Consider the following 22,636-nt stretch of genomic DNA (forward strand, 5'->3'; position numbering starts at 1 on the left):
GTTACCGGCCTGCCGACTTGGCGTAGGCGGAGGCCGAACGGGACAGGATCGTGTCCAGGCTGTCGGTTCCGATCGGCGCGAGCTTGTAGAAGTCGGGCCCCATCGCGTCCAGCGGCGCGCCGGCCGGGGTCCACGGCGGCGTCAGCTGCGTGAAGGAGCCTTCGCTGTGCTGGTTGAGCCAGTCCATCCAGGGCAGCCCGGTGTTCTTCAGCGCAGGCTGCGCCGACAGCGATCCGGTCAGCCTCAGCCACTCCTGGTAGTTCTCCGGCTCGGAGAACATCGTCAGCCACTGCATCGCCAGGTCCTTGTGCGGCGCCGAGGCCGGGACGACCCAGGTCAGGTCGGGCTTGAACGCCACCCGGTTGGCCGCCGGGTCGTCGGTGCCGGGCAGCGTGAAGAAGCCCAGGTTCAGCTTGGGGTTGGCCTGCTGAATGGTCAGGCCGTCCCAGGAGCCGTCGACCAGGAAGGGGTAGTCGTCGGTCTTGACCGCCCACACGCCGGGCGCGGTCTGCTGGTCGATGCCCGAGGCGGTGGGCACGACGTACTGCATGACCTTGGCGTAGCGGGCGCCGACCTCCTTGTAGATCGGGTCGGTCCACTTCTGGGTGCCGTCCCAGAACGCCTTGGCCCGGTCGGCGGAGATCTGCACGGACTCGGTGGCTCCGCGGCCCTTCATCATCAGCTGGTTCTCGATGCCCTGCCAGATGCCGCCCTGCATGCCGACCTTGCCCGACAGGAAGATCGGCGTCTTGCCCGCCTTCTTGAGCTTGGCGCAGGCGTCCAGGAACTCCTGGAACGTGGTCGGTACGGCGATGCCGTACTGGGCGAGCAGGTCCTTCTTGTACCAGATCGCACCGGCGGCGGCGTAGCTGGCGGCCATGACCCCGTAGACGCCGCCCTTGTAGCCCACGGCCGCGGCCTGCGTGGCCGCGTCGTAGTGCTTCATGAACGGCTGGTCCTTGAGGTCGGTCAGCTGGTTGGCGGTGATGAGCGCGGCGGCGCCGGCGGGCTGGATCTTGGTGTACTCCGGCGGGAAGCCGCCCTGGGTCGGGGCGAACCTGGCCAGCACGTCAACCGACTTGGCCTGTAGGAGGCTGTTGGACAGCTGGGCCCACGCGCCGTTGGCGGTCGCGGTGCTCTGCAGCTTGACGGTGACGCCCGGGTGCGCCTTCTCGAACTCGGCGTTGAGCTGCTTGGTGAACTCGATGGCGCCCGGGTTCGTCCACAGGGCGACGGTCAGCGTGGCGTTCGACGCGGACGAGGAGGTCGAGTCACCGGTGGTACACCCGGCGGCGCCGGCGAGGGCGAGGACGATCGCCAGCGTCACGGCGACCGGTGTGCGGGTTCTCATGTGCGAGCGCTCCTTGGGGGGATGGTGAGCGGGTCGGGGTCACGGTCGTTGGAGGGCGCCGTCGGCTCTGCGCGGGGGCCGCCAGGCGGTGGCGGTCGGGGGGTACTGCTTGGCCAGCTGCTCGTCCAGGTCGACACCGAGCCCGGGGCGGTCGCTGGGCCACAGATGGCCGTCGCGGATTTCGGGGCAGCCCGGGAAGACCTCCCGCAGCCGCTCGCCGAACAGGTGCTGCTCCTGGATCCCGAAGTTCGGGCTCGCGAGGTCCAGGGCGAGGTTGGCGGCGTGACCGACCGGCGAGACGTCGCCGGGGCCGTGCCAGGCGGTGCGCACCCCGAACGCCTCGGCCAGGTTCGCCAGCCGCCAGGCCGGAGTGATGCCGCCGATCGCGGAGATGTGGACCCTGATGAAGTCGCACAGCCGCTCGGCGACCACCGGCCGGTACTCGGCCGGGTTGACGAAGAGCTCGCCGATCGCGATCGGCGTGGCGCACTGGCCGCGGATGGCGCGCAGCCAGTCGAGATCCTCGGGCGCCACGGGGTCCTCGAGGTAGAAGAGGTCGTACGGCTCCAGCTCCTTGGCCAGCCGCACGGCTTCGGTCGGGTGCACGCGCTCGTGCACGTCGTGGATCAGCTCCACCTCGGCGCCGACCTCGCTCCGGAGGTGTTCGAACAGCCCGCGCACCGTGCGACGGTACGCGGCGGGGTCCCACGCGTCCGGCGTCAGCGGCGGCCGCGCGGTCGCCGGGGCGGAGGCGCTCGGCGCGCCGTACGTCCCGCCGCCGGGCACGGCCACCTGGCAGCGGACGTACCCGTAGCCCGCCTCGAGCCACTGCCGCACCTCGTCGGCGACGGCCTCGGCGTCGACCCCGGCGGCGTGGGTGTAGAGCGGGACCGCGGTGCGGCAGCGCCCGCCGAGCAGCTGCCACACGGGCAGCCCCGCGACCTTCCCCTTGATGTCCCACAGCGCCATGTCGACGCCGGAGAGCGCGTTGTTGAGCACCGGACCGGACCGCCAGTAGCCGCTGACGTGGAGTGTCTGGGCGATGTCCGTGATGTCGGCCGGGTCGCGGCCGATCAGCTGAGGCGCCAGGTACTCCTCGACCGCGGTCCGGACCGCCTTGGCCCGCTGGGTGAACGTGGCGCACCCGAGCCCGTACAGGCCGGGTTCGCTGGTGTCCACGCGGACGACGGCCAGGGTCGTCCCGGCCGGGGCGGTGAGGATGGTCCGGACCCCGGTGATCCGGAGGCCCGAGCCGTCCGCCCACGGGGGTTCCGGGGGTCGGCGGTCCGGGTCTGCGACGTCGTTCACGGGCTGTGCTCCTTGTCCGGTGGACGGTCTCGGTCCTGGGTCAGCGGCCGATGCCCCAGCGGGTGTCGACGCGCCCGCCGGTGAACTGCGCGCCGGAGGCCCAGAAGGGCGCGAAGTTGTAGCAGCCGGACGCCGGGGCCTCGTTCTGCGCGGTCCAGTAGGTGGCGCCGCGGCCGCCGGTCCCGGAGTCCTGGACCTGGACGCCCATGGTCGCTTCGTGGACCGCGCCCGGCGGCAGTGCCCGTGCCGCCGAGGCCAGTTCGGGGAGCTGGTTCCAGGCCAGCGCGACCTCGTACGTGGTGACCTTGCCGACGTCGTCGCGCGTCACCAGGATCCGGCCCTCGGAGCCGGAGCCCGGGTGGGCGTCCATGGTTCCCAGCGGCGTCGGGAGCGGCGCGTTGGTGGGGTAGTAGGTCTGGTAGTTGGTGCCGGGGGCGAGCTGGCGGTGCAGCTCGGCGACGTCGCCCTTGGCCAGCGTCGCCACGAACAGGTGCGAGATCGAGGTCAGGGCCTTGTCGTAGTGCGGGTCTCCGGCCAGCAGGTCCTCGGTCTTGTCCTGCACCGCGTCGAAGGCGAGCTGGATGCTGTCGGCCTTGAACGGGAACAGGTAGCCGTTGACCGCGAACGGGTCGTTCGACACCTGCAGGTCGTCCTGGATCCGGGCCCGGATGTGCAGGAAGTCGGCGTCCCAGGCGGCCTGGAAGGCGTACTCCTTGGTGCCGCTGGTCATGGTCACCGGCACGACCCCGTCCCACTGGCTCGCGTCCGCCCCGACCGTGATGGGCCGGAACGGGGCGTAGGCCACCTGGACGGTTCGCGTCCCGTCCTGATGGAAGCCCTTCCGGCCGGGGATCGTGGCGTCGTAGCCGATGGTGTAGCGGTTCTCCGGGTCCGCCTGCGCGGAGATGACCGGGAGCGAGACGACCCGCGACTCGCCGGGCGCCAGCTCCGGGATGGCGCTTTCCCGATGGTCGGTCTTCCACCCTTGGGGCGGGGTGATGCGGAGATTCGCGTGGACCGCCTGCGGGGAGACGTTCTCGACGCGGACGTCGATGGTGCTGTCCGGGCCGATCGGCTTCGTGAACGGCAGGGGCGTGATCTTCAGCGGGGTGTCGTAGGTGAACACCGCTCCGGTGGTGAGCGCGGCCTTGAGCTCGTCGGGGCTCAGGTCACTGTCGAAGTACAGCACCTCCCACGGCGACAGCGTCAGCGTGGCCTTCTCCGCCTCGCCGTCGAACAGCCGGCGGCCGAGGTAGTCGTACACGCGGACGCCCTGCGCGCTGGTCAGCGTCAGCGTGCCCGTGTATCCGGCGTCGGGGTGCTCCATCGTGCCGTCGAAGAGCTGGTCGGCGTAGACCGCGGCGCGCCCGTGGCCGTCGGCGGCCTTGAACAGGAAGCCCCAGGTCGACCTCGCCTTCGGATACAGCTCGGTGAGCAGCTCGCAGTCCTCCAGCAGCCCGGTCATCGTGGCGTAGGCGACGACCGCGGGCCGCGGGCTCTTGGTCTTGATGTCGTAGATGTTGAACTCCTGGCCGGAGTACGTCTTGTCGTAGCACAGGGAGAACCAGAAGATCCGCATCGGCGAGTCCTCTTCGGCCCCGGCGAGCATGTGCAGCAGATGGGTCGGGGCGAGCGTCCTGGCCACGGCGTACCCGGCCTCGTTCGGCGGCAGGCCGGGGAAGGAGTGCACCTCCGCGGTGCCGAGCTCGGTCTGCCACTGCCCGGCCCGGCCGCCGGTCCGGGACCAGAGTCTGTCCATCTTGATCTGGGGCTTGGCCATCGCGTACTGCGTGGCGTCCGGGTAGCCGTAGGCGTGGTTCACCGAGCCGTCGATGTAGCCGGTGTCCTTGGAGCCCTTGGCGTACACGATGTCGCGGTTGTAGGAGACCGAGCCCCCGCCGAGCAGGTTGACGTCGGGGAACGGCGGCTTGACCCGGTCCCAGATCAGCTTCGTCATGTCCCGGTAGTCCTGGCCGTCGCCGGTCATCCAGGCCCAGCCGTGCACCCACGGCTCGTTCCACACCTCCCAGTTCTTGACCAGGTCCTGGAGCGGGGCGATCGCGTGGTAGACCATGTCGGCGTGCGCCACCATGTCCTTCGGCCGGTTCTGGTGCGGCCGGAGGGGCTTGCCGTCGGCCCCCGGCTGGACGTTCCACGACATGTTGTAGTTGATGAACCCGGTGGGTTCGATGCCGTAGCTGTGCCACTCCGCGACCTCGGCACGGGCGCGGTCGATGTCCGCCTTGCCCCAGAAAACGCCGCGGGACGGGCACACGGTGTCGGGCAGGACGGAGAAGACGCCGCGCGTCCACTTCACCCCGATGCGCTGCGCGATCTGCCTGGTGACCAGGGGAGCCGACTCCCCGCGGATCCCCATGCCGAAGCAGGAGCCCGGGCGCCGGCCCTGGATCGTCGGGCGGAGAACGCCGAGACCGTGCGTCTCCTTGAGTAACTGCGTGCCCGCCGTGCTGGTGACGGTGACCGCGACCGCGTAGTAGTCCGGACCCAGCGTGCCCAGCGGGATGCTGGTCGTGCTCGCCTGCCCGGCGGGCGCCGTGAAACCGGTCTGGCCCTTCGTGATCTCCTGCGCGCCGCGGGCGGACACCGCCCACGTGATGGTGCCGCTCAGCGCGGTGGGGCTGTTGAACGTCACGGTCAGCACCGGGGACGCCGTGCCGGCCGCGTCGATCGGGTACAGCCCGGTCGGGTCCGCGTAGTCGGCCTCGACCAGCGGAGGGGCCGCTGCCTGCGGCGCGGTCGTGGTGCCCGCCGCCCATGCGGCAGGGCCGAACTCGACGAGCCCGGCCAGGCCGACGGCGGTCGCGGCGCCGTACCCCAGGGCTTGACGGCGGGTGATCTGCTTGGGGGAGGTGCGGTGGTTCTCGGTGCTGTCGGGACTGTCGGACATGGACGGGCCTCCAGAACGGGAACGGGGGTCAGGCCGGCCTGATCAGGCACAGGCCGGACGGGGGAACCGCCAGCCACTGCGGGCCCGGTTCCAGGCGCGCGGTTTCGGAGCGGACCGGGGCGCCGCAGACGTCCGAGACGTCGAGACGGACCACGGCGGGACGGGTGAGGTCGAGCAGGACGCCTTCGGCGTCGGTGTTGTTGACCAGGGCGATCTCGGCGAACCCGGCGGGGTCCAGCGAGGCCGCGTGGCGCTGGGCGTGGAAGATGACCACCGCGCGCGACTGCGTGCAGGACGGAGAGCAGCTGGCGAGCCGCGTCCTGTGGCGCCGCCTCCGGATCCCACATGAGCATGTCCGAGTGGACAGCGCTTTCCAGACCGGCAACGGCGAGGTCCAGGGTCTTCACGCGGTTGCCGACCGCGTCGGCCGGGCAGTCGCCGGCGCGCAGCAGGTTGCCGAACTCCCGCATGGCCGCGCCGGTGTAGGGCTGGCGCAGTTCGATCAGGAGGTCCGCGCCACGGACGGTTCGCAGCCGGTCGCGGAGGTCCACGAGGAGGGCCCGCATCGCCTCGCCGACGTCGGCGCCTTCCCCGGCGTAGACCATGGCGGCGTCGAGGAAGTCGATCTTCAGGCCGTCGAGGCCGTACTGGTCGACGAGCCGGACGCAGCTGTCGACGACGAAGCGCCGGACCTCCTCGTGCCGTGGATCGAGGACGTGGCAGCGCCATTCCGGCCTGGCGTGCGGTGCGAAGGCGGCGAGCCCGTCTCGGGCCGTGCTGTCGTCGCCGAGGAGCAGCGGGGCGATCCAGGCCAGGTACGCGAGACCGAGGCCGCGGACCGCTGCGACGTGCGCGCCGAAGTCGGGGAACTTCTCCGGGTCGGGCTCCCAGTCGCCGCAGCCCGCGTAGCCTCCGCCGTGCGCGCCGCGCTGCCAGCCGTCGTCGAGGATGAGGAGTCCGCATCCTGCTGAGGCCGCGAGCTTGGCCTCCGCCTCGATGGCGGTCGCGCTGACCTCCTGGTGGTAGGCGTACCAGGTCGAATACGCCGGGACACGTCCCGTTTCGGGCACCGGAAGCGTCGCGGCGCCGGACTGCCAGCGCGTCAGCGATCGCACCGTCTCCGCGACCTCCGCGCCCGGGGCCGCGATCCGGATCCGGCAGATCTCGCCGGGACGCAGATCCATCGCGAGCCAGACGCCGAACCGTCCGGTGCGCTCCCCGACGCCGAACCGGACGCGGGTCGAGGGAACGAGGCGGTCCGTGGCGAAGCCGAGGAGCGAGCGGCCCGAACCGTCGTGGAGGCAGCCGAGCGGCGCGGAGTCGACGAGGCCGACGGTGCGCCAGCCGGTCATCCAGTCCGCCGCGAGGTGCCGGTCCCAGCCGGCGCCGGGATGCCAGAAGCCGGCGGCGCCGCCGAGTGCGACATCCAGGCGTAACAACGTTGTCCCGCATTCCGGCCCGGCGATCTCGACGACGCCTCCGGGCTCGACGGCGGACGCGGTGGGAGCCGGACCCGGCGTCAGGCGCGTGACGGCGGCACCATGCAGGTGAAGGGCGCTTCCGTCGGCCCACAGCCGACGCGGGTCAGCGAAGTCCGCCATCGCCGCTCCTCTCGAAGAGTTGGAGGAACCATAGCTACGACGAGACAACGTTGTCTAGAGCGTCCTCACTCGTTCGTCATGTGCCCGTAACGCAGGATCACGTTCTGCCAGGACTCGAATGGCGAGCGCGGCGTCCTCGTCTGCGCCGGAGGTCTTCGCACTCGGACACGCCCGTGTGGGGGAGACCCGGTCGCGGACCGTGGACGTACCGGCAGGGGCGGTCCATCGTTGTCCGCTCCGGCGTCGTGGCCGGGCATGGGGCGTCAGCGCAGGACGAGCCGCCGGCCGGTTCGGTGGTCGCAGTCGCGGCCGATACACGCGGCGTCCCGGTGGGCGCCTTCGCCGGGGGAGAGCTCAGCCGGCGCTGCGCACCACCAGCTCGGTCGGGACGACGACCTTCCGCGGCCGTGACCTGTCGCCGGCGATGCGCTTGAACAGCAGTTCGGCGCCCATCCGGCCGATCTCGCGCGCGTCGTAGGACACGACCGTCAGCCGCCACGGCATGAACGCCGCGGTCTCGAAGTCGTCGAAGCCGACCAGCTCGACCGGCTCGGTCCGGCCGTTCAGCGCCTCGAGCGCGCCGAGCGTCAGCCGGTTGTTGAGCGCGAAGATCGCGGTCGGCGGCTCCGGCGCGTCCAGCATCCGCGCGACCGCGGCCGCGGCCTCGGGGACGGTGTGCAGGCCGTACGCGATCAGGTCCGGGCGATACGGCACGCCGGCCTGCTCCAACGCCTGCTCCGCGGCGGCCAGCCGCTCGGCCATCGTCGAGATGCTGAGCCAGTCGGAGATGACGCCGATACGTTCGTGCCCGGCGGCCACCAGGTGCTCGACGGCCTGCCGCCCCCCGGCCGCGTTGTCGATCAGGACCGTGTCGGCCAGCAGGTTGCGCGGCGGACGGTCCAGGAAGACCACCGGAGTGCCGCGCTCGATCTCGGGGCGCAGATAGACGTGGTCGGCGTCGCCCGCCGGTACCACCAGCAGACCGTCGACCCGTCGCTGGCACATCTCCAGCAGCAGGGCGCGCTCCCGCTCGGCGTCCTCTTCGGAGCTGGCCGTGATCAGCATCGTGTCGTGCTCGAGGGCGTACTGCGCGGCGGCCGCGGCGATGCCGGCGTAGAACGGGTTCGCCAGGTCCTCGATGAGCAGGCCGACAGTCGCCGAGGTGTTCCCGGCGCGCAGGTTCCGGGCCATGTCGTTGCGCCGGAAGCCCAGTTCCGACACCGCGGCCAGGACCCGTCCGGCCAGCTCCGGGTCGACGGTGGGCACGTTGTTCACCACGCGCGAGACGGTCTTCAGACTGACGCCCGCCACCCGGGCGACGTCCGTCATCGTCGGGCGGCGCGGCTCGTCCCCTCCCGCGCTGGGCGTGCTCACCTGGGGCCGGCTCCTTCGAGGTCGGTGGCGCCGAGCGGGTGCCAACGTTGTCTTGTGCGGACACTGTACCGCCGAGCATGGACGATCGCGTCGCGGAGCGCCTCCGGATCGATGGGGTACCCGGTGACGGAGGGGAGGGGTCAGGCCCGGGGCGGCGGCGCGGTCGAGCCGCGCACCATGAGCCGGCTGGCGATCACGGTCCGGCGGCCGACCGGCTCCTTGCCGTCCAGGAGGTCGAGCAGGATCTGCGCGGCGCGCCGTCCCAGATCCACGCTCTGCAGCGAGACGCTGGTCAGGGGCGGCTCGGACAGGGCAGCGGCGGCGGTGTCGTCGAATCCCGCGACCGAGACGTCGCGTGGCACCGCGCGCCCGTGCTCCCGCAGCCAGCGCAGCACGCCGAGGGCCATGCCGTCGTTGAACGCGAAGACGGCGGTCGGCGGTTCGGGGCGGTCGAAGAGCAGCGTGGCCGCGGCGTATCCGGATTCGATGGTGAAGTTCCCGCGGACGGTCAGCTCGGCGGAGGGTTCGAGATGCGCGTCGGTGAACGCGCGCTCGACACCGCGCGTGCGGGCGGCCATGGCCAGGCGGTTCTCCGCCGGCCCGTTGACGACGCCGATCCGGCGGTGCCCGAGGGCCAGCAGATGCTGGGTGACGGCGTAGGCGCCGCCCTCGTCGTCGGGATGGACCATGGTCAGGTCGCCCTCGGCGTAGCCGATCACCACGGCCGGATACCCCAGCGCGAGCAGGCCGGACAGCGCCTGCAATCCGGCTCCGCCCTCCACGAGCAGCCCGTCGACCAGGCGCCGCCGGTCGAAGCGGCGGTAGGCGGAGGCCGCGTCGCCGGCCGTCTCGCGGGTGGAGAGCAGGAGCCCGTAGCCGCGCGCGGCCACTTCCTGCTCGGCGCCGACGATGAGGCGCATCAGGTGGTCGTTGGCGAAGGTGAGACCCGGGTCGTGCGGCACCACCAGCCCCACGACCTCGGTGCGGCCGCGGGCCATCGCCCGTCCGGCGGCGCTGGGCCGGTAGCCGAGCGCGGTCATGGCGGCGAGGACACGCTGCCGGACGGGCTCGGTGACCGTCGGCTCGTCGTTCACGACCCGAGAGACCGTCTGGTGCGAGACGCCAGCGCGCGCCGCGACGTCGCGCATGGTCGGCCGGCCTGCCATCGGGTCACCTCCAACATGAGCGTTCACGTGACCACAGAGGCGCGTAACGGGCCGTTGACAGCGGTCTCACCCGATCTTAACTTCGTTAGTGGTCAAGTGAACGTTCACTTGACGACGCCCATTGCCCGGAACAAAGGGATTCTGGTCATGGACGACAAGCAAGGCATGACCCGTCGGCAGGCACTCATCCACGGCGGCGGCGCCGTCCTCGTCACCGGCCTCGGCTCCACGCTGTCAGCAGGCAGCGGGCCGGCGCAGGCCGCGGCCCCGAACAGCGCGGCTCCAAGCGTCACCACCTCCTGGGTCGGCAACACCTACTCCGGCGCCACCGAGTGGATGCAGGACTTCGTGTTCAACATCGCGGTCGCCGGAGACGGGACGGTCTACACGGTCAGCTTCTGGGACGAGGCAGGCAACTACGCGGGCATCTACAAGGACGGCCACCTGACCGGCAACTGCCAGCGGGCCAACGGGGACGCGGTCGCCGTCAACAGCACCAACGCCTACCTGACCATCGGCAACGGCCTGACCGCCTTCACCCTGGCCGGCGCCTCCACCTCGCGCACGTTCGACGTCGGCAGCCCGCCGGCCGCCGCGGCCGCGACCGACACCCAGGTGATCGCGACCGACCGGGCGCAGAACCGCGTCCTGGTCTTCGACGCCGCGACCGGGACGCTGCTGCGCTCGTGGAGCGTCAACCGACCGGGCGCGGTGGCGGTCAACAAGGCCACCGGAGACATCTGGGTCGTCGCCAACATCACCCGGGACACCAACGACGGCCACTTCTGGCACGTCGATCCGGCCAAGCCCGCCCAGATCCTGCACTTCTCCAACACCGGCACGGCGCTGCCGGGCACCATCGCCGGCTCGTCGCCGGACTGGATCCCCACCTCGCTGGCCGTCGACCGCGACGGCAACCTGCTCGTCGGCGACAACGGCCCGCTGCGCCAGGTCCACACCTACACCAACCTGTCAGCCACCACCCCGGCGAGGTCCAGGAGCCTGGGCCAGGCCGGCGGCATCGGGTCGGGGACACCCGGCGCGGTCACCCCCGGCAAGCTGTGGGGCATCACCGGGGTCGGCGGCGACTCCGCCGGCAACGTGTACGTCTCGATGTGCGAGTTCGGCTCATGGCTGCGCAAGTACGACCCGAACGGGAACCTGGTGTGGCAGCTGATGGGCGCCGAGTTCGTCACCTCGGCCGACTTCGACCCTTCTCCCGCCGCCGACGGGATCCGTATCCGCAGCCAGCAGAACCACTACCGGATGGACTACACCAAGCCGCCGGGGAGCAACGCGACCTGGGTGGGCCACTCGCTGGACTCGGTGAAGTACCCGCAGGACGCGCGCCTGTTCCTGACCGGGCACCAGCACCACTTCACCTCGCCGTTCCACAAGCGCCTCAACGGCAGGCTGTACATGTACGCGACCGGCATGTACTCCTCGCACCTGCTCATCTACCGCTACGACGGGGAGATCGCCAAGCCGTCCGGCGCCATCTTCAAGGCGCACTGGACCGGCGACGACCCCGCCTGGCCCCCGGCCCAGCCCGCGGTGGGCGAGTGGATCTGGCGGGACATGAACGGCGACGGCAAGTTCAGCGCCGAGGAGTACCTCCAGACCGGGACCGGCGCGAACTCGCCGAGCAACTGCTGGGTGTGGTTCGTCGACGACCGCGGCGACATCTGGGAGGGCGGCGACCGCAACCTGCGCCGCTACCCGATGCAGGGCTTCGACAGCCAGCTCAACCCGATGTACGACTACACGAGCCGGGTGACGATCCCGCTGCCGCAGCCGTTCACCGTCGTCCGGCGGCTGCACTACGACGTCGCCACGGACGTCATGTACATGTCCGGGTACACAGCCGCCCAGCCGTTCGAGAACGCGTGCTGGAAGGAGTGCGGCAAGGTCCTGGCCCGCTACGACAGGTGGAGCACCGGCAACACCACGCCGACCTGGACCATCCTGCTGCCCTGGGACACGACGGCGACGCCGCCGGTCTCCACGGTGTCCTGGGCCCCAGCCGGTGACTACATCTTCAGCTGTGGCGTCACCACCCGCGGCCAGGTGTGGGCCTGGCGCGCCGCCGACGGGGCGGCGGCGGGCAACTGGCTGCCGGGGGCGAACGTCGGCGGGGTCTCACGCACCGGGTGGGTCGACATCCCGTACGGCCTGAACGCCTTCAAGCGATCGGACGGCTCGTATCAGATCACGGTCGAGGACGACCTGTTCAACAAGGTGTTGGTCTACAGCTGGCGCCCGGCCTGATCGTACGCCGTCCCGGCCGGCTCGGGCGGCGGCGCCGAGAACCGCCGCCGCCCGAGCCGGACCAGAGTTCGCTGTCCGCCCCCGCCTCGGTGGACGGCGAAGCGAGCGCCGGGCGAGCGCGGTGATCTCCATCATCACCGGCGGCGACAAGCGCGACCCGCACAGGGCGGCCCAAGCCACCCGCACCCGCACCCGCGCCGGCGCTCGGCCTGGGCCATGCCGCCCGGCCTCGGCTGCGGCGCGGGCCTCCTCACCGTGCAACCGAAGCTCGGGGAACTGGCCTCACCGGGCAGGGCGAGAGGCACTTTTCCGGGCTATCAGCACGTGGAGGCTCACTGGTTCGACGAAGTGTCCGCTTGGATCGGCTGCAAGCAGAGCGTCGGTGATCTCCCGTTCGAAGGTGGGTCGTCGATCGCCGAGCAGTCGCCGCAGCGGCAGCGAAGTCGAGTACAAGTAGCCGATGATTCGGTCCACCGTCCAGGATCGCTCGAATTCATAGACCACTCGGGCAACGTCCGGAAACGGTGAATGAGCCAGCACTGTTTCATGCGGCTCGACCAGCGTGCCCGCACTGGCCTGGGGAAGCGGGCCCAGGAATCGGTGCTGCACCTCTTCGATGGCGTGCTGCCAGGGGGTGATCGGTCGCGCCAGGCAACCGTCACTGGCGATCACCACGCCGCCCTCGTCCTTCACCATGCCGGCCAGCGCTCCCAGCACCTGCTCACGATCCATCCAGTGGAATGAGCGGCCCATGGTCGCCAGCCGGAACCGTCCCAACTCACCCGGCAAGTCTGCTGAAGTACCACGCACCCAGGTCACATTGCCAACGGCACCTGCGCGTGCCTGCCGGGCGGCCTCGGCGAGCATGTCCGGCTCAGGATCGATGCCGATGGCTTCCGCGACATGCTCAGCGAGCGGAAGGGTCAGTTGGCCGGTGCCGCAGCCCAGGTCAAGGAGACGTCCAGAGCCGTCGAGCCCGAAGCGCCGGACCAGATCGTCGAAGAACAGCCTCGGATAGCCGGGACGAAACCGCGCATAAAAGGCACCTGTCCCCGCGAACAGCCCATCACTCGACACGCCGTTCACCCTATCCACACGATTGGTGGTTCTGACAGCACTCAGCGACCAAGTGGGCACGAAAGGGACAACGGGCTAGTCGGCGCAGTGAGCGCCGACTTTGGTTGCGGCTCATCAACTGCGGGGGCATTCCTGGCCTGCCCCCGCAGTTCCGTCAGGTCATTTTCTGGGCTTGCCAGCAGGGTTCGGCCTGCTCAGGCGTCCGTCGCGCGCTGGGCAGCTCTGGCGGTCGCGGCGGTGTGCTCGGCGGCGGTCATGCCCAGGTTCGGGTAGCGCTGGTTGAGGTCGTGCTGGTCGTCAGCCCACTGTTGGTAGTCCCGCCGGACGGTGGGCTCGTCGGAGTCGACAATGCCGGCGATGTCGGCCCAGGTGACCCCGGCCAGCAGTGCGTGGTGGACGTTCGCGGGATGGCGCACGGTGCGCGCGATGCTCTCCGCCAGCGCCAGCAGCTCGATGTGCTCGGCCACGGTGAGCGGAGGCCGGTCATCGGCTCCATGCCGGGCGGGATCGTAGGTCCCCCGGGCCACCAGCTCAACCCGGGCGCGAGCCGACGCGTCCTTGGCGGCCAACTCGTTGTAGCGCTCCAGTTGCCGGCTGACGGGCATGTCGTAGCGAGCGTCGCGCCAGGTCGTGAGGTTCTCAGGCATGGTCATGATGACTTCTTCGGGGCGGTTGGGGGGTTGGCTTCGGGTGGTATCGGCAGATCTTGGAAGGCTTCGACGGTGAGCTGCCGCGGGTCCATGGCAGAAGTTTAGGCCGCCTCGCCAACCTTTGTTCGTCCGTGCCGGGTGCCGGTCGGCCTGGCGAGCGGGCTTGGCCCCCGGCTGCTGGCCGCCGCCCTCCGTCGCCGCCCTCCGTCACCGCCGCGCCGCGCCGCGCCGCGCCGCGCACCGCACCGCGCGGTACGGCTCGGCGAACGCTCTGAGCCGGTCGGTGAACCCCCTCGGCTCATCCGACGGCCCGATGCCCGTGAGTGGCCCCTACCCCAGGTCGGGGTGGGGGATGTAGCGGTCGGGGGCGATCACGGCGAGGGCGGTTTGGTCGGCCATGAAGGTGTCCATGTCGCTGATCCTCCACCCGGCCTCGATCAGCGTCGGTACGAGCAGGTGCACTCCTGGCACCGCGATCCGGGCCACGCTCGGCGTCAGGTCGGCACCGGTCGCTCGGCCGACCGCGGCGAGCGCGCCGAGCACCGCCTGCGCGCAGTCCCGCGGCGTCGCACCGCCGGCCGGGCCGATCAGGACCTCGCCGTCCGTCACCCGAGTGAAGGCGTATCCCTGGTCGGTCGCGTACGGCGTGACGCCGGGCACGGAGGCGTACCAGGCGAGAGTGTCCGGCCGGGCTCCGCCCGCGGCGCGGGCGTCGAGCTGCGCGACGTCTTCTGGCCGTGCTTCCCGGACCGGCGGGGCGGGCAGCCCCGCGGCCGGGCCGGTCAGGTAGAGCAGCGGGCACCAGGGGCGCAGCCCGTACCGGATGTACAGGCTCATCGCACGAGGGTCGGACGAGGCGAACGTGACCTTCGGCCCGTCCCCGGTCAGCAACTCAGCCAGAACGGTGCGGCCCACTCCGGAGGACTGGTGCTCAGGCAGCACGAACAGGTCGCCCAGATGGGTGATGGCGCCTCGGCGCAGCGTGCCACCGAAGCCTCGAGCCTGGCCGTCCGTCGATGGGGCGACGAGCAGCGTGCCGAAGGTGCGCTCGGCGTCGAGAAAGTCGCGGGTCGCCGGCCAGCCCTTCAGGAGTCCGAAGCGCTTGGCGACCGCCCGCACGGCGGGCATGTCATCCTCGGCCGCGGCCCGCACGATGGATTCCGCCACTTCCCCCCGCCTCACACCGTTTGCGTCGTCGGCTCATCCTAGGGTCTCCTGGCTGGGCGAGCCGCCGGACCGCACGTCGTCGGAGACCGGCGACAGCGGCCTACGACATTCCGGATCTCATGCCCTGCGGTGTTCTGTCAGCGTCGTTGTCGGTCATCGGCGGTACGTGGCGCGTTTCCAGTGAAAGTCCGGTGTACTTCCCGGCGAAGGCGAGGATGTCGGTGGCCAAGGCGCGTTCCTTGCTCGCGCACGACCCGGCGTGGGCGCTGTCGGGTTCGCGGCGCATCAGAACGGGGCGCTCGCTGCTGCTGGCGTGCTGGAGGGCCGCGCACATCTTGGTGACGTGGGCCTCACCGGTCTGCAGGTCTGTGACCGCGCCGGCGAGCAGGAATGCGGGGTAGGCGGTTCCTGGAGTGACGTGGTGGTAGGGGGAGTAGGCGAGCAGCCACTGGAGTTGCTCCGGCTGTGCGGCGGTGCCGAATTCGTCGGTCCAGGTGCCCCCAAGGCCGAAGCGCTCGTAGCGCACCATGTCGCACAGTGGGCCGTCGGCGATGACCGCGGCGTACAGATCCGGGCGCCGCATGGCGGCGGCGGTGACCAGCAGTCCACCACCTGACATCCCATAGATCGCCAGTTGGCCGGGTGTGGTGTGGCCGGTGCGGACGAGCCAGCTCGCGGCGTCGTTGAAGTCGCTGATCGTCTGCTGCTTGTGCGGCCCGCGACCGGCGTCATGCCACTGTTGACCTTCTTCGCCGCCGCCGCGCACGCAGGCGGCCGCGTAGATTCCGCCGGCGTGGACCCATGCGGCCGCCATCGGCGAGTACAGCGGACGCATCGTCAGGCCGAAGCTGCCGTAGCCGTAGAGGAGAGTAGGGCGGGGACCGTCGAACTCCTCAGACGGCGTGAACAGGAAGAGCGTGATCTCGGTGCCGTCGCCGGCCGGATAACGAACGGTGCGGCTGCTGATGGTCGAGTCAGGCTTGCTCGCTGTACTGGTGGCTTCGGGTTCCACCGTCCCCATGGCGGCGTGGTAGCGGTAGACGGTCGCAGGCGTGGCGGCGTCGCAGTAGCTGAACCACAGGTGACGTCCGTGAGGGGCCTCGGTCTGCAGGGACGTCGCCACACCTACCCCGGGCAGGGGCACGGTGGTGAGTGGTCGGCCACTGGCCAGATCGTGCGCCGTCAACGTGGAGACGCCGTGGCGGGCGCGCGCTACCAGCAGCAGAGGTTGCGGCAGCGTGGGATCGTCCAGGATCAGACAGTCGTCCAAGGGGGCCTGGGTGTCTTCGGGTACCAGTGTGCGCCATGCTGACGGGTCGACGGCGTGCCTGGGCGCCGTGCAGACGCGGCCACATGGAGCCTGGTAGTCGGTGACCAGTAGCAGGCTGTCGTCAGGCAGGAAACGCGGCAGGACGTGGGCACGGATGGAGCGTCCGTCCACCGTCTTGACGAAGCGAGGAGCCTGCGGGTCGGTCAGCTCGGCGATCCACACGTCATTGTGGGGAGCGGGCCCGTCCGCCACCGTCATCGCGAGGTGGCGGCCATCGGCGCTGATGGTGAGCCCGTAGTAGCAGTCGGGGGCGTCGGCGCCGCCGAACACCACGGGGTCGGTCTCGGGCGGGGACCCGATCCGATGCAGCCGAACGCGCCGGTGCAACCGCTGGTCGCCTGGCGCCAGTTCCTCGTCGGGGACCCGGCTGACGTAGTAGAAGGCGTCTCCGCCCGGCAGCCAGGCGAGCGAGGTGTTGCGTGCGCGCGGCAGGGGGCCGTCCGTCACCTCGCCGGTACGGACATCCAGCACCACGATGTCACTGGCAGGCTGCTCGGCGACCTCCATCTGAACCGCCACCCGCTCGCCCTCACGCGACGGCCACCAGGCGTGCAGCCGCGTTTGGCGGGACGGATCCGTCGCCACCGGATCCACCAGCACGCGCCTGTCCCTCGTGCCGTCGACCACGACCAGGCGGCGTTGTTCATCGTCACGCAGCTGCTCGGTGATGAACATGAGCGATCCACGCACCAGCGGTGGATCGGAGACCCCGAAGGTGGACAACCTCTCCAGCATAAACCTCCATTTCTCGGTTTCGGGCCATTCGGCGCGATGTGCAATGAACAACTCATCCTGCTGTGCCGCCCAGGCCCGCACATGTGCGTCATCACTGACTTCCAGCCAGCGATAGGGGTCGGAAATCGAAAAACCGCATAGATTTTCTACCGTGCCATTGCGCTGAGCGTTGGGATAAATTGGTCGCGCCATGGAGAAAGCCCTCCTCGAGGACCGTCGTCGAACTTGTCATTATGTGAGTGCTGCGGCCGGAATCCGGCCGCAGCACCCGACTATCACTCAGCCCCGCTCACCGAGCAGGATGGCTTCATACCAGCGGCGCACGCTCGTACGCGGAGCCGGCCTGTAGACCTCTCCTGGCAGGTATCCGAACATGACTACCCCCTCGAGCTAGTCGGGTGGATTTTTCCTTCAATGCGACATTATGCCCCCTCCTTTCGCCGCTCACCTATGGGCGGCACAAATTCCCTCCTTTCGATATCTTGCCGAGCTCGCTCTAGACTTATGTGTTTATTTGTTCTATATTCGTGGCGTTGATAGGCATTGGGCTGATGAGGCTGCTGTTAACGAGGGTGGCGCCAGCTCGATGCGCTGATGCGCGTGGCCCCGGACGGCGCGGGAGCAGCGAAGAGTCGTTCCAGACCGGCAGGCCCACCAGGCTCCATGGTCGACATGACGCCGCCGCCACCATCGCGCCCGGCTACACCGGCGACAAGCACGGGAGTATTAGCCGCGATCGGCCGGAGAGTGGCCAACTCGCCGCCGGGTCGCCCCGTGGCCGCTGCGGGCGGCGTCGGCTGGGCTGGGCGCGGATGTGCCCCTCACCTGCAACCACTCCCGGACGCGGTGCGAAGATTGGAGGAGGGGGAGGAGTCATGTACCGGGCGGACCAGCGACTGGACGAGATACTCGATGCGCTGGACACGAACCTGCCCGCCGTGCGCTACCGGATTCGGCGCTTCCCCGAGGGAACCGGGTTCCTGCTCCTTATCAGCCCGGACGCCACACGCTCGACCTTGTTCGCGCAGGACGGCAGGTGGTTCTGCCTCACCGAAACGTCGGCCGGGGCGGCTTTCGGCCGCGATGTGGGCCGTGTGGGAGATCCACCGGATCGGATTGTCGGCCGCGTCGCCAGGCCCGCACGCCCCAGACGGCCGGCGTCTGGTCCTGTGAGGGTGGCGCGGGCGTTCGGTGTTGGTTTGTCCGCGGGTTTGGGGGCAGGAGTTCTCGCCGCTCTTGTCATGGCCATTGCCGTTCTGGGCAACGGATACGGGTATGGCTCTGACACCGTTCAAGGGGCTATCAATGTGCTGGCCGCCGTCATAGGCGTCGGCGTGGGGATCTGGCTGGCCCTACGCTCGTGGCGTTCCGGGCGCGGCCTGGCAGGTAGGGGAGCGCATGAGCACGCCCAAGATTCCTGAGAGTATTGCGGGTCCTTCGAGGTTCATCGACGATCGCATCGGGGCGGCCAACTTCCTCAAACGGAACATGAGGAAGATCTTTCCTGACCACTGGTCGTTCCTGCTGGGCGAGGTCGCGCTGTACTCGTTCATCCTCCTGCTGCTGACCGGTACGTTCCTGACGTTCTGGTTCAAGCCGAGCATGGCCGAGATCGCCTACGACGGCTCCTACGCGCCGCTCAGGGGCGTCATGATGTCCCAGGCGTACGCGTCGTCGCTGGACATCAGCTTCGACGTCCGCGGCGGTCTGCTGATCAGGCAGATGCACCACTGGGCGGCCCTGCTGTTCGTGGCGGGCATGATGGTGCACATGCTCCGGGTGTTCTTCACCGGTGCCTACCGCAAGCCGCGCGAGCTCAACTGGATCATCGGTGTCCTGCTGCTGACGCTGGCGCTGGCCGAGGGCCTGACCGGGTACTCCCTGCCCGACGACCTGCTGTCCGGCGCGGGTCTGCGGATCACCGAGGGTGTCATGATCTCGTTGCCGCTGGTCGGTACCTACATCACCTTCTTCCTGTTCGGCGGGGAGTATCCGAGTGAGGATGTCATCTCCCGGTTCTATTCGCTGCACATCCTGCTCATCCCGGGCATCCTGCTGGCGTTGATCTCGGCCCACTTGGTGCTGATGTGGGTGCAGAAGCACACGCAGATGCCGGGTAAAGGGCGGACCAACCGGAATGTGGTGGGCGCGCCGTTCTATCCGGCGTTCATGGCCAAGGCGGGCGCGTTCACGCTGTTCACGTTCGCGGTGGTCGCCGGGCTTGCGACGTTCGCTCAGATCAACCCGATCTGGTTGTTCGGCCCGTACACACCGGCCGACGTTTCGGCGGGGTCGCAGCCCGACTTCTACATGGGCTTCCTCGAGGGCGCGCTGCGGATCATGCCGTCGTGGGAGATCAACCTGTTCGGCACGTCCCACGCTGGGACGTTGCCGTTGAGCGTGATCATCCCGGCGCTGGTGCCGATGGGCATCATCATGACGGGCCTGGCGTTGTATCCGTTCCTGGAGCGCTGGGTCACGGGCGATCGCCGCGAGCACCACGTGGCCGACCGTCCGCGCAACAACCCGCACCGCACCGCGATCGGCATGTCGGCCATCGCGTTCTACGGTGTGCTGTGGCTGCTGGGCGCCAACGACGAGATCTCGGCGAACTTCCACATCAGCCTCAACGTGACGACGTACGCGGGTCGCGTGCTGATCTTCCTCGCGCCGGCGCTCGCGTACGTGATCACCTACCGGATGTGCCTGGGGTTGCAGCGGTCCGACTCCGCGATGGTCTCGCACGGTGTGGAGTCCGGTGTGATCAAGCGGCTGCCGCACGGCGAGTTCATCGAGGTGCACGCGCCGGCGTCGGAGGACGTCGAGGCGCACATGCGGGGCAAGGAGCCGGTGCTGATGCTGCCGGTCTCCGAAGACCGCGCGGGTATCCCGCCCAAGGGGATGCGCGGCCCGCTGGGCAGGCTGCGCGCCCGTATGTCCAAGGCGTACGGCGGGGAGAAGGTCCCTCTCGAGGAGGGCCGCGGACACGAGGAGGAGCACGCCGCGATCGGCAAAGGTCAGCACGGCACGACATCGTCCGACGAGGCGCCGGGTGATGACCGCGCAACGAGGTGACGGCAGGGCTATCAGCGCGGCATCCCTTCGCTGAGACGAGCCGACCGGCCGTTCCGGATCCTGGGGCCACGAGCCGCCGGTCCGGGGACGCCGGGCGGCATGATCGAGAGGGGCAGGACAACATCGCCTCGACGTCAGCCAGCCATGCCTGGCTGTCCCGGCCCGGGCTTCGTACCGTCCGTTTTGATGGCACAAGTCTCGGTACCCGACGGCGAGGGGCGCATATGGGGTTCTGGGCACGGTTCAAGACGGCCAAAAACACCAGCAACGGGGACGTCCCTGCCCCACCACCAGACGTCCCACATACCGACCCCCGCATGGCAACCGACCTCGGCGACGCGCTGACGGCCTACTGGCGTAACGGACGCTGGTGGGGCAGTGACGACTTCATCCGGTGGCTGATCAACCACGGCCACCTTTCCGAGGCCGCGTTCGCGCTGGATCAGGTCATGCAGGTGCCGCGACTCAACAAGGAGACGCGAGCGACACTGCGTCGACTGGAAAGGAAGCTGGAGGAACGACTGCGCGAGAAGCCGATGCTCACACCGCCGGTCAGCCGATCGGCCGGACCGCTTGAGGAGCCTGGCAGGGACGGCTGAGAATCCGCGATCGCGTGCCCTCGTTCGGCCCAGGACCTGCGTAAACGCCCTTCAACGGAGCATCGAGGGCACCGCACGGGGGAGTGGGCACGACCTCGGAGAGTCACCACAGCTTGTCAATCTCCCCCGGGTAAAGCTCGATGCGAGAGTGGTGGAACGAAAGCCGGTTCTCCTTGCTCTCGACCGAGAAGAAGTCGGCCATGGTGACCTTGTCGAAGCCGGGTCGGTCGCTCGGGAAGGGCGTTTCGGGGGTCCCTCCGATCAGGACCGTGCCGGGCAACGGCTGCCAGCCCGCGCTCTCGTAGAACCTCTGGAGTGGCCGGTCGCAGGTGAACAACCCGATGTCGAAGCCGGCTTCGGCCATCGCCGCATGCGCGGCCGCCACCAGGTGACGGCCGTGCCCCCGTCCGCGTACGGCCTTGCGGGCGACCACGGTGCTCAACCCGGCCGCCTGGTAGCGCCGGTCGGCATGGGTGATCTCTTTGGACAGGATGTCCAGGGCTGCCAGGACGGTCCCATCGTCCACGAGCAACATCGACATCGGGAGCAGGGCCGGGTCATGGTTGAACCGGCCGTTGCCGGGCGTTGGGGATGGCCATGCTTCCTGCTGGAGGTCCCGGACCTGGAGCAGCAGCTCCGCAGGGGTGGCCGCTTCGGGGAACGACAGGATGTGCATGGCTCCGAGTGTGCCGAGCAGGGGGCATTCCCGGCAAAGGGGTTTCGGTTCCCTCTCCGGCGGACAGGAGGCCGACCTGTTGCGTGCATCGAAACTCGGTGCCTACCCCTCCCGCCGCATCCGAAGATCGTCACCCTGCGGGTGCCGATCGAGACGCGTTCCCCGACCCGTTCGCCGAAGGGGCGAAACGCTCACGTCGGACGACGCGCTTCGGTGGGCTCGCGACGTCGGTCAGGGGTGATGGTGGTCGTGGGGGCGATCGAGCAGGATGTCGGCGGCGCGGTCGATGACTTCGGCGCGGCTCCGGTCGCCGTGGTCGGCGGCGAGGAAGTGGTTGCCGATGCGCATGCAGAAGGCGAGCAGGCTGCGGGCCTCGATCTCGTCGGGGTCGGTGCAGAAGGTGGCGATGAGCTCGCGCAGCAGGTCCATGCGTCGGTTGTCGACTCGGCGCAGACGTGCGGCGACCTGCGCGTCGCGGCGCGCCCAGTCCCGCACGGCGAGGTCGATGGGCAGCAGGCGGTCGCTGGAGAGGGTGAGCTGTCCGGCCAGCCGGATCTTTGACCGGGCGTCGCCGCCCGCGCGGTCGATGTGGTCGAGCACCTCGTCGACGCTTTCGCGTTCCCAGGTGTCCAGCATCGCTTCCAGCAGCGCGTCGCGGTCGGCGAAGTACCCGTAGAACCCGCCCTTGGTAACGCCGAGCGCCTTGGCCAGCGACTCGATCCGCACCGCGTCCACGCCGCCGGTGGCCAGGGCCCGCAGCCCCTCCTCGATCCACTCGCCGCGTGGTGTGCGCGCCCTGCCCATGATGTGCCCCTTCTCGGACTTCCGCCGTTTATACGGCATCGTATGGTTCGTATACACCAAGAAGAGCATCTCGATCTTCACGAAGCGTTCGCCGACAGCGCCTTGATCAAATGGCGTCAACAGTTCGGCATCGACGCCTACCGCGCGTTGTCGCGATCCTGCTTCCCGCTCGAGCTGCCCGTGCGACGGTGACGCGGGCCTGGGGCGTACGCCGCGCAGCGGGACCTGGCCGCGCTCACTGCGGAAGCGGCGCGGCCCGGTGCCGAACAGAGACGCAGGTCACACTCGGTGGCTGTTACATCTTTCGCATCGCATCCGAGACCTCGCTCACGCTGCGATGAACACCGGTGGCGCCATAGCCGCGGCTGGCTTCACCCCCGAAGAGCCCCGAACAAACTCAAGGGAGGTCATTCATGACGAAGAGCGTCGCCGGCGAACGCGCCGACCTGGAGCTGCCGGTCGAGCGGGGCTGCCCGTTCGCCCCGCCTACCGCCTACGAACGGCTGCGCGAGCAGGCGCCGATCAACAAGGTCCGCCTGGCCAGCGG

The 22,636-nt window shown here is 69.6% G+C and carries 17 protein-coding genes and 1 pseudogene; 5 read left to right on the plus strand and 13 right to left on the minus strand.

The genetic code is table 11. The features are described from left to right. Position 1: 1 nt before the first annotated feature. From ABT294_RS18485 to ABT294_RS18515, 7 genes and pseudogenes are all read right to left on the minus strand, one after another. Complete coding sequence (locus ABT294_RS18485; protein WP_350807053.1) at positions 2–1,351, minus strand: ABC transporter substrate-binding protein; 1,350 nt, start codon at positions 1,349–1,351, stop codon at positions 2–4. 39 nt (positions 1,352–1,390) lie between these two features. Next, positions 1,391–2,659: an enolase C-terminal domain-like protein gene (locus tag ABT294_RS18490; RefSeq protein WP_350807055.1), complete on the minus strand. Its 1,269-nt coding sequence runs from the start codon at positions 2,657–2,659 to the stop codon at positions 1,391–1,393. 40 nt (positions 2,660–2,699) lie between these two features. Next, positions 2,700–5,567, minus strand: a complete 2,868-nt coding sequence (locus ABT294_RS18495; RefSeq protein ID WP_350807056.1) for a DOMON domain-containing protein — start codon at positions 5,565–5,567, stop codon at positions 2,700–2,702. A 28-nt stretch (positions 5,568–5,595) separates the two neighbouring features. After that, entirely contained in the window at positions 5,596–5,841 is a 246-nt protein-coding gene (locus tag ABT294_RS18500) for a hypothetical protein (protein ID WP_350807094.1), read from the minus strand. 406 nt (positions 5,842–6,247) lie between these two features. Then, a pseudogene (locus ABT294_RS18505) lies at positions 6,248–7,168 on the minus strand (alpha-galactosidase); the annotation flags it as partial. Positions 7,169–7,522: 354 nt separating this feature from the next. Continuing rightward, positions 7,523–8,542, minus strand: coding sequence for a LacI family DNA-binding transcriptional regulator (locus ABT294_RS18510; protein ID WP_350807058.1), 1,020 nt, complete (start codon positions 8,540–8,542; stop codon positions 7,523–7,525). Positions 8,543–8,682: 140 nt separating this feature from the next. Continuing rightward, on the minus strand, positions 8,683–9,708 hold the full coding sequence (locus ABT294_RS18515) for a LacI family DNA-binding transcriptional regulator (protein WP_350807059.1): 1,026 nt from the start codon (positions 9,706–9,708) through the stop codon (positions 8,683–8,685). Between the two features lie 147 nt (positions 9,709–9,855). On the opposite strand from ABT294_RS18515, the gene ABT294_RS18520 reads away from it, so the two are divergent. Further along, positions 9,856–11,976, plus strand: coding sequence for a hypothetical protein (locus ABT294_RS18520; RefSeq protein WP_350807062.1), 2,121 nt, complete (start codon positions 9,856–9,858; stop codon positions 11,974–11,976). Between the two features lie 282 nt (positions 11,977–12,258). Here the strand turns inward: ABT294_RS18520 and ABT294_RS18525 are convergent, their stop codons facing one another. The 4 genes from ABT294_RS18525 to ABT294_RS18540 form a co-directional block, all read right to left on the minus strand. Beyond that, positions 12,259–13,053 carry a class I SAM-dependent methyltransferase gene (locus ABT294_RS18525; RefSeq protein ID WP_350807064.1) on the minus strand — a complete coding sequence of 265 codons (795 nt, stop codon included), beginning with the start codon at positions 13,051–13,053 and terminating at the stop codon, positions 12,259–12,261. Between the two features lie 194 nt (positions 13,054–13,247). Beyond that, a complete protein-coding gene (locus ABT294_RS18530; protein WP_350807066.1) occupies positions 13,248–13,706 on the minus strand; it encodes a hypothetical protein in 459 nt (152 codons plus the stop codon). A 327-nt stretch (positions 13,707–14,033) separates the two neighbouring features. Next, positions 14,034–14,870: a GNAT family N-acetyltransferase gene (locus ABT294_RS18535; protein WP_350807068.1), complete on the minus strand. Its 837-nt coding sequence runs from the start codon at positions 14,868–14,870 to the stop codon at positions 14,034–14,036. Positions 14,871–14,970: 100 nt separating this feature from the next. Then, on the minus strand, positions 14,971–17,127 hold the full coding sequence (locus ABT294_RS18540) for a prolyl oligopeptidase family serine peptidase (RefSeq protein WP_350807070.1): 2,157 nt from the start codon (positions 17,125–17,127) through the stop codon (positions 14,971–14,973). 683 nt (positions 17,128–17,810) lie between these two features. Here ABT294_RS18540 and ABT294_RS18545 point away from each other — a divergent pair. The 3 genes from ABT294_RS18545 (at position 17,811) to ABT294_RS18555 (ending at position 20,609) form a co-directional block, all read left to right on the plus strand. Then, on the plus strand, positions 17,811–18,356 hold the full coding sequence (locus tag ABT294_RS18545) for a sulfite exporter TauE/SafE family protein (RefSeq protein ID WP_350807073.1): 546 nt from the start codon (positions 17,811–17,813) through the stop codon (positions 18,354–18,356). Continuing rightward, entirely contained in the window at positions 18,334–20,010 is a 1,677-nt protein-coding gene (gene qcrB, locus ABT294_RS18550) for a cytochrome bc1 complex cytochrome b subunit (RefSeq protein WP_350807074.1), read from the plus strand. Before ABT294_RS18545 ends, qcrB begins: the two co-directional genes overlap by 23 nt. Positions 20,011–20,327: 317 nt before the next feature. Beyond that, positions 20,328–20,609 (plus strand): hypothetical protein, encoded by a 282-nt coding sequence (locus ABT294_RS18555; protein ID WP_350807075.1) that lies wholly within the window; start codon positions 20,328–20,330, stop codon positions 20,607–20,609. Positions 20,610–20,712: 103 nt separating this feature from the next. On the opposite strand, the gene ABT294_RS18560 is transcribed toward ABT294_RS18555, so the two are convergent. Together ABT294_RS18560 and ABT294_RS18565 are read right to left on the minus strand one after the other, a co-directional pair. After that, the gene (locus ABT294_RS18560) at positions 20,713–21,285 is read right to left on the minus strand and encodes a GNAT family N-acetyltransferase (protein ID WP_350807077.1); all 573 of its coding nucleotides are present in this window, start codon (positions 21,283–21,285) and stop codon (positions 20,713–20,715) included. A 231-nt stretch (positions 21,286–21,516) separates the two neighbouring features. After that, a complete protein-coding gene (locus tag ABT294_RS18565) occupies positions 21,517–22,089 on the minus strand; it encodes a TetR/AcrR family transcriptional regulator (RefSeq protein WP_350807078.1) in 573 nt (190 codons plus the stop codon). Between the two features lie 42 nt (positions 22,090–22,131). On the opposite strand from ABT294_RS18565, the gene ABT294_RS18570 reads away from it, so the two are divergent. Further along, positions 22,132–22,281: a hypothetical protein gene (locus ABT294_RS18570; protein WP_350807080.1), complete on the plus strand. Its 150-nt coding sequence runs from the start codon at positions 22,132–22,134 to the stop codon at positions 22,279–22,281. Positions 22,282–22,636: the final 355 nt, after the last annotated feature.

It is taken from the genome of Nonomuraea sp. NPDC000554, from assembly GCF_040300065.1.
Classification (GTDB): Bacteria; Actinomycetota; Actinomycetes; order Streptosporangiales; family Streptosporangiaceae; genus Nonomuraea.

Excerpts from the sequence above, each read along its gene's own strand:
- ABT294_RS18570 (WP_350807080.1), top strand. The coding sequence starts at position 22,132 with ATGGTTCGTATACACCAAGAAGAGCATCTCGATCTTCACGAAGCGTTC.
- ABT294_RS18545 (WP_350807073.1), top strand. The coding sequence starts at position 17,811 with ATGTACCGGGCGGACCAGCGACTGGACGAGATACTCGATGCGCTGGAC.
- ABT294_RS18495 (WP_350807056.1), bottom strand. The coding sequence starts at position 5,567 with ATGTCCGACAGTCCCGACAGCACCGAGAACCACCGCACCTCCCCCAAG.
- ABT294_RS18485 (WP_350807053.1), bottom strand. The coding sequence starts at position 1,351 with ATGAGAACCCGCACACCGGTCGCCGTGACGCTGGCGATCGTCCTCGCC.
- ABT294_RS18565 (WP_350807078.1), bottom strand. The coding sequence starts at position 22,089 with ATGGGCAGGGCGCGCACACCACGCGGCGAGTGGATCGAGGAGGGGCTG.
- ABT294_RS18530 (WP_350807066.1), bottom strand. The coding sequence starts at position 13,706 with ATGACCATGCCTGAGAACCTCACGACCTGGCGCGACGCTCGCTACGAC.
- ABT294_RS18520 (WP_350807062.1), top strand. The coding sequence starts at position 9,856 with ATGGACGACAAGCAAGGCATGACCCGTCGGCAGGCACTCATCCACGGC.
- ABT294_RS18540 (WP_350807070.1), bottom strand. The coding sequence starts at position 17,127 with ATGGCGCGACCAATTTATCCCAACGCTCAGCGCAATGGCACGGTAGAA.
- ABT294_RS18560 (WP_350807077.1), bottom strand. The coding sequence starts at position 21,285 with ATGCACATCCTGTCGTTCCCCGAAGCGGCCACCCCTGCGGAGCTGCTG.
- ABT294_RS18555 (WP_350807075.1), top strand. The coding sequence starts at position 20,328 with ATGGCAACCGACCTCGGCGACGCGCTGACGGCCTACTGGCGTAACGGA.
- qcrB (WP_350807074.1), top strand. The coding sequence starts at position 18,334 with ATGAGCACGCCCAAGATTCCTGAGAGTATTGCGGGTCCTTCGAGGTTC.
- ABT294_RS18515 (WP_350807059.1), bottom strand. The coding sequence starts at position 9,708 with ATGGCAGGCCGGCCGACCATGCGCGACGTCGCGGCGCGCGCTGGCGTC.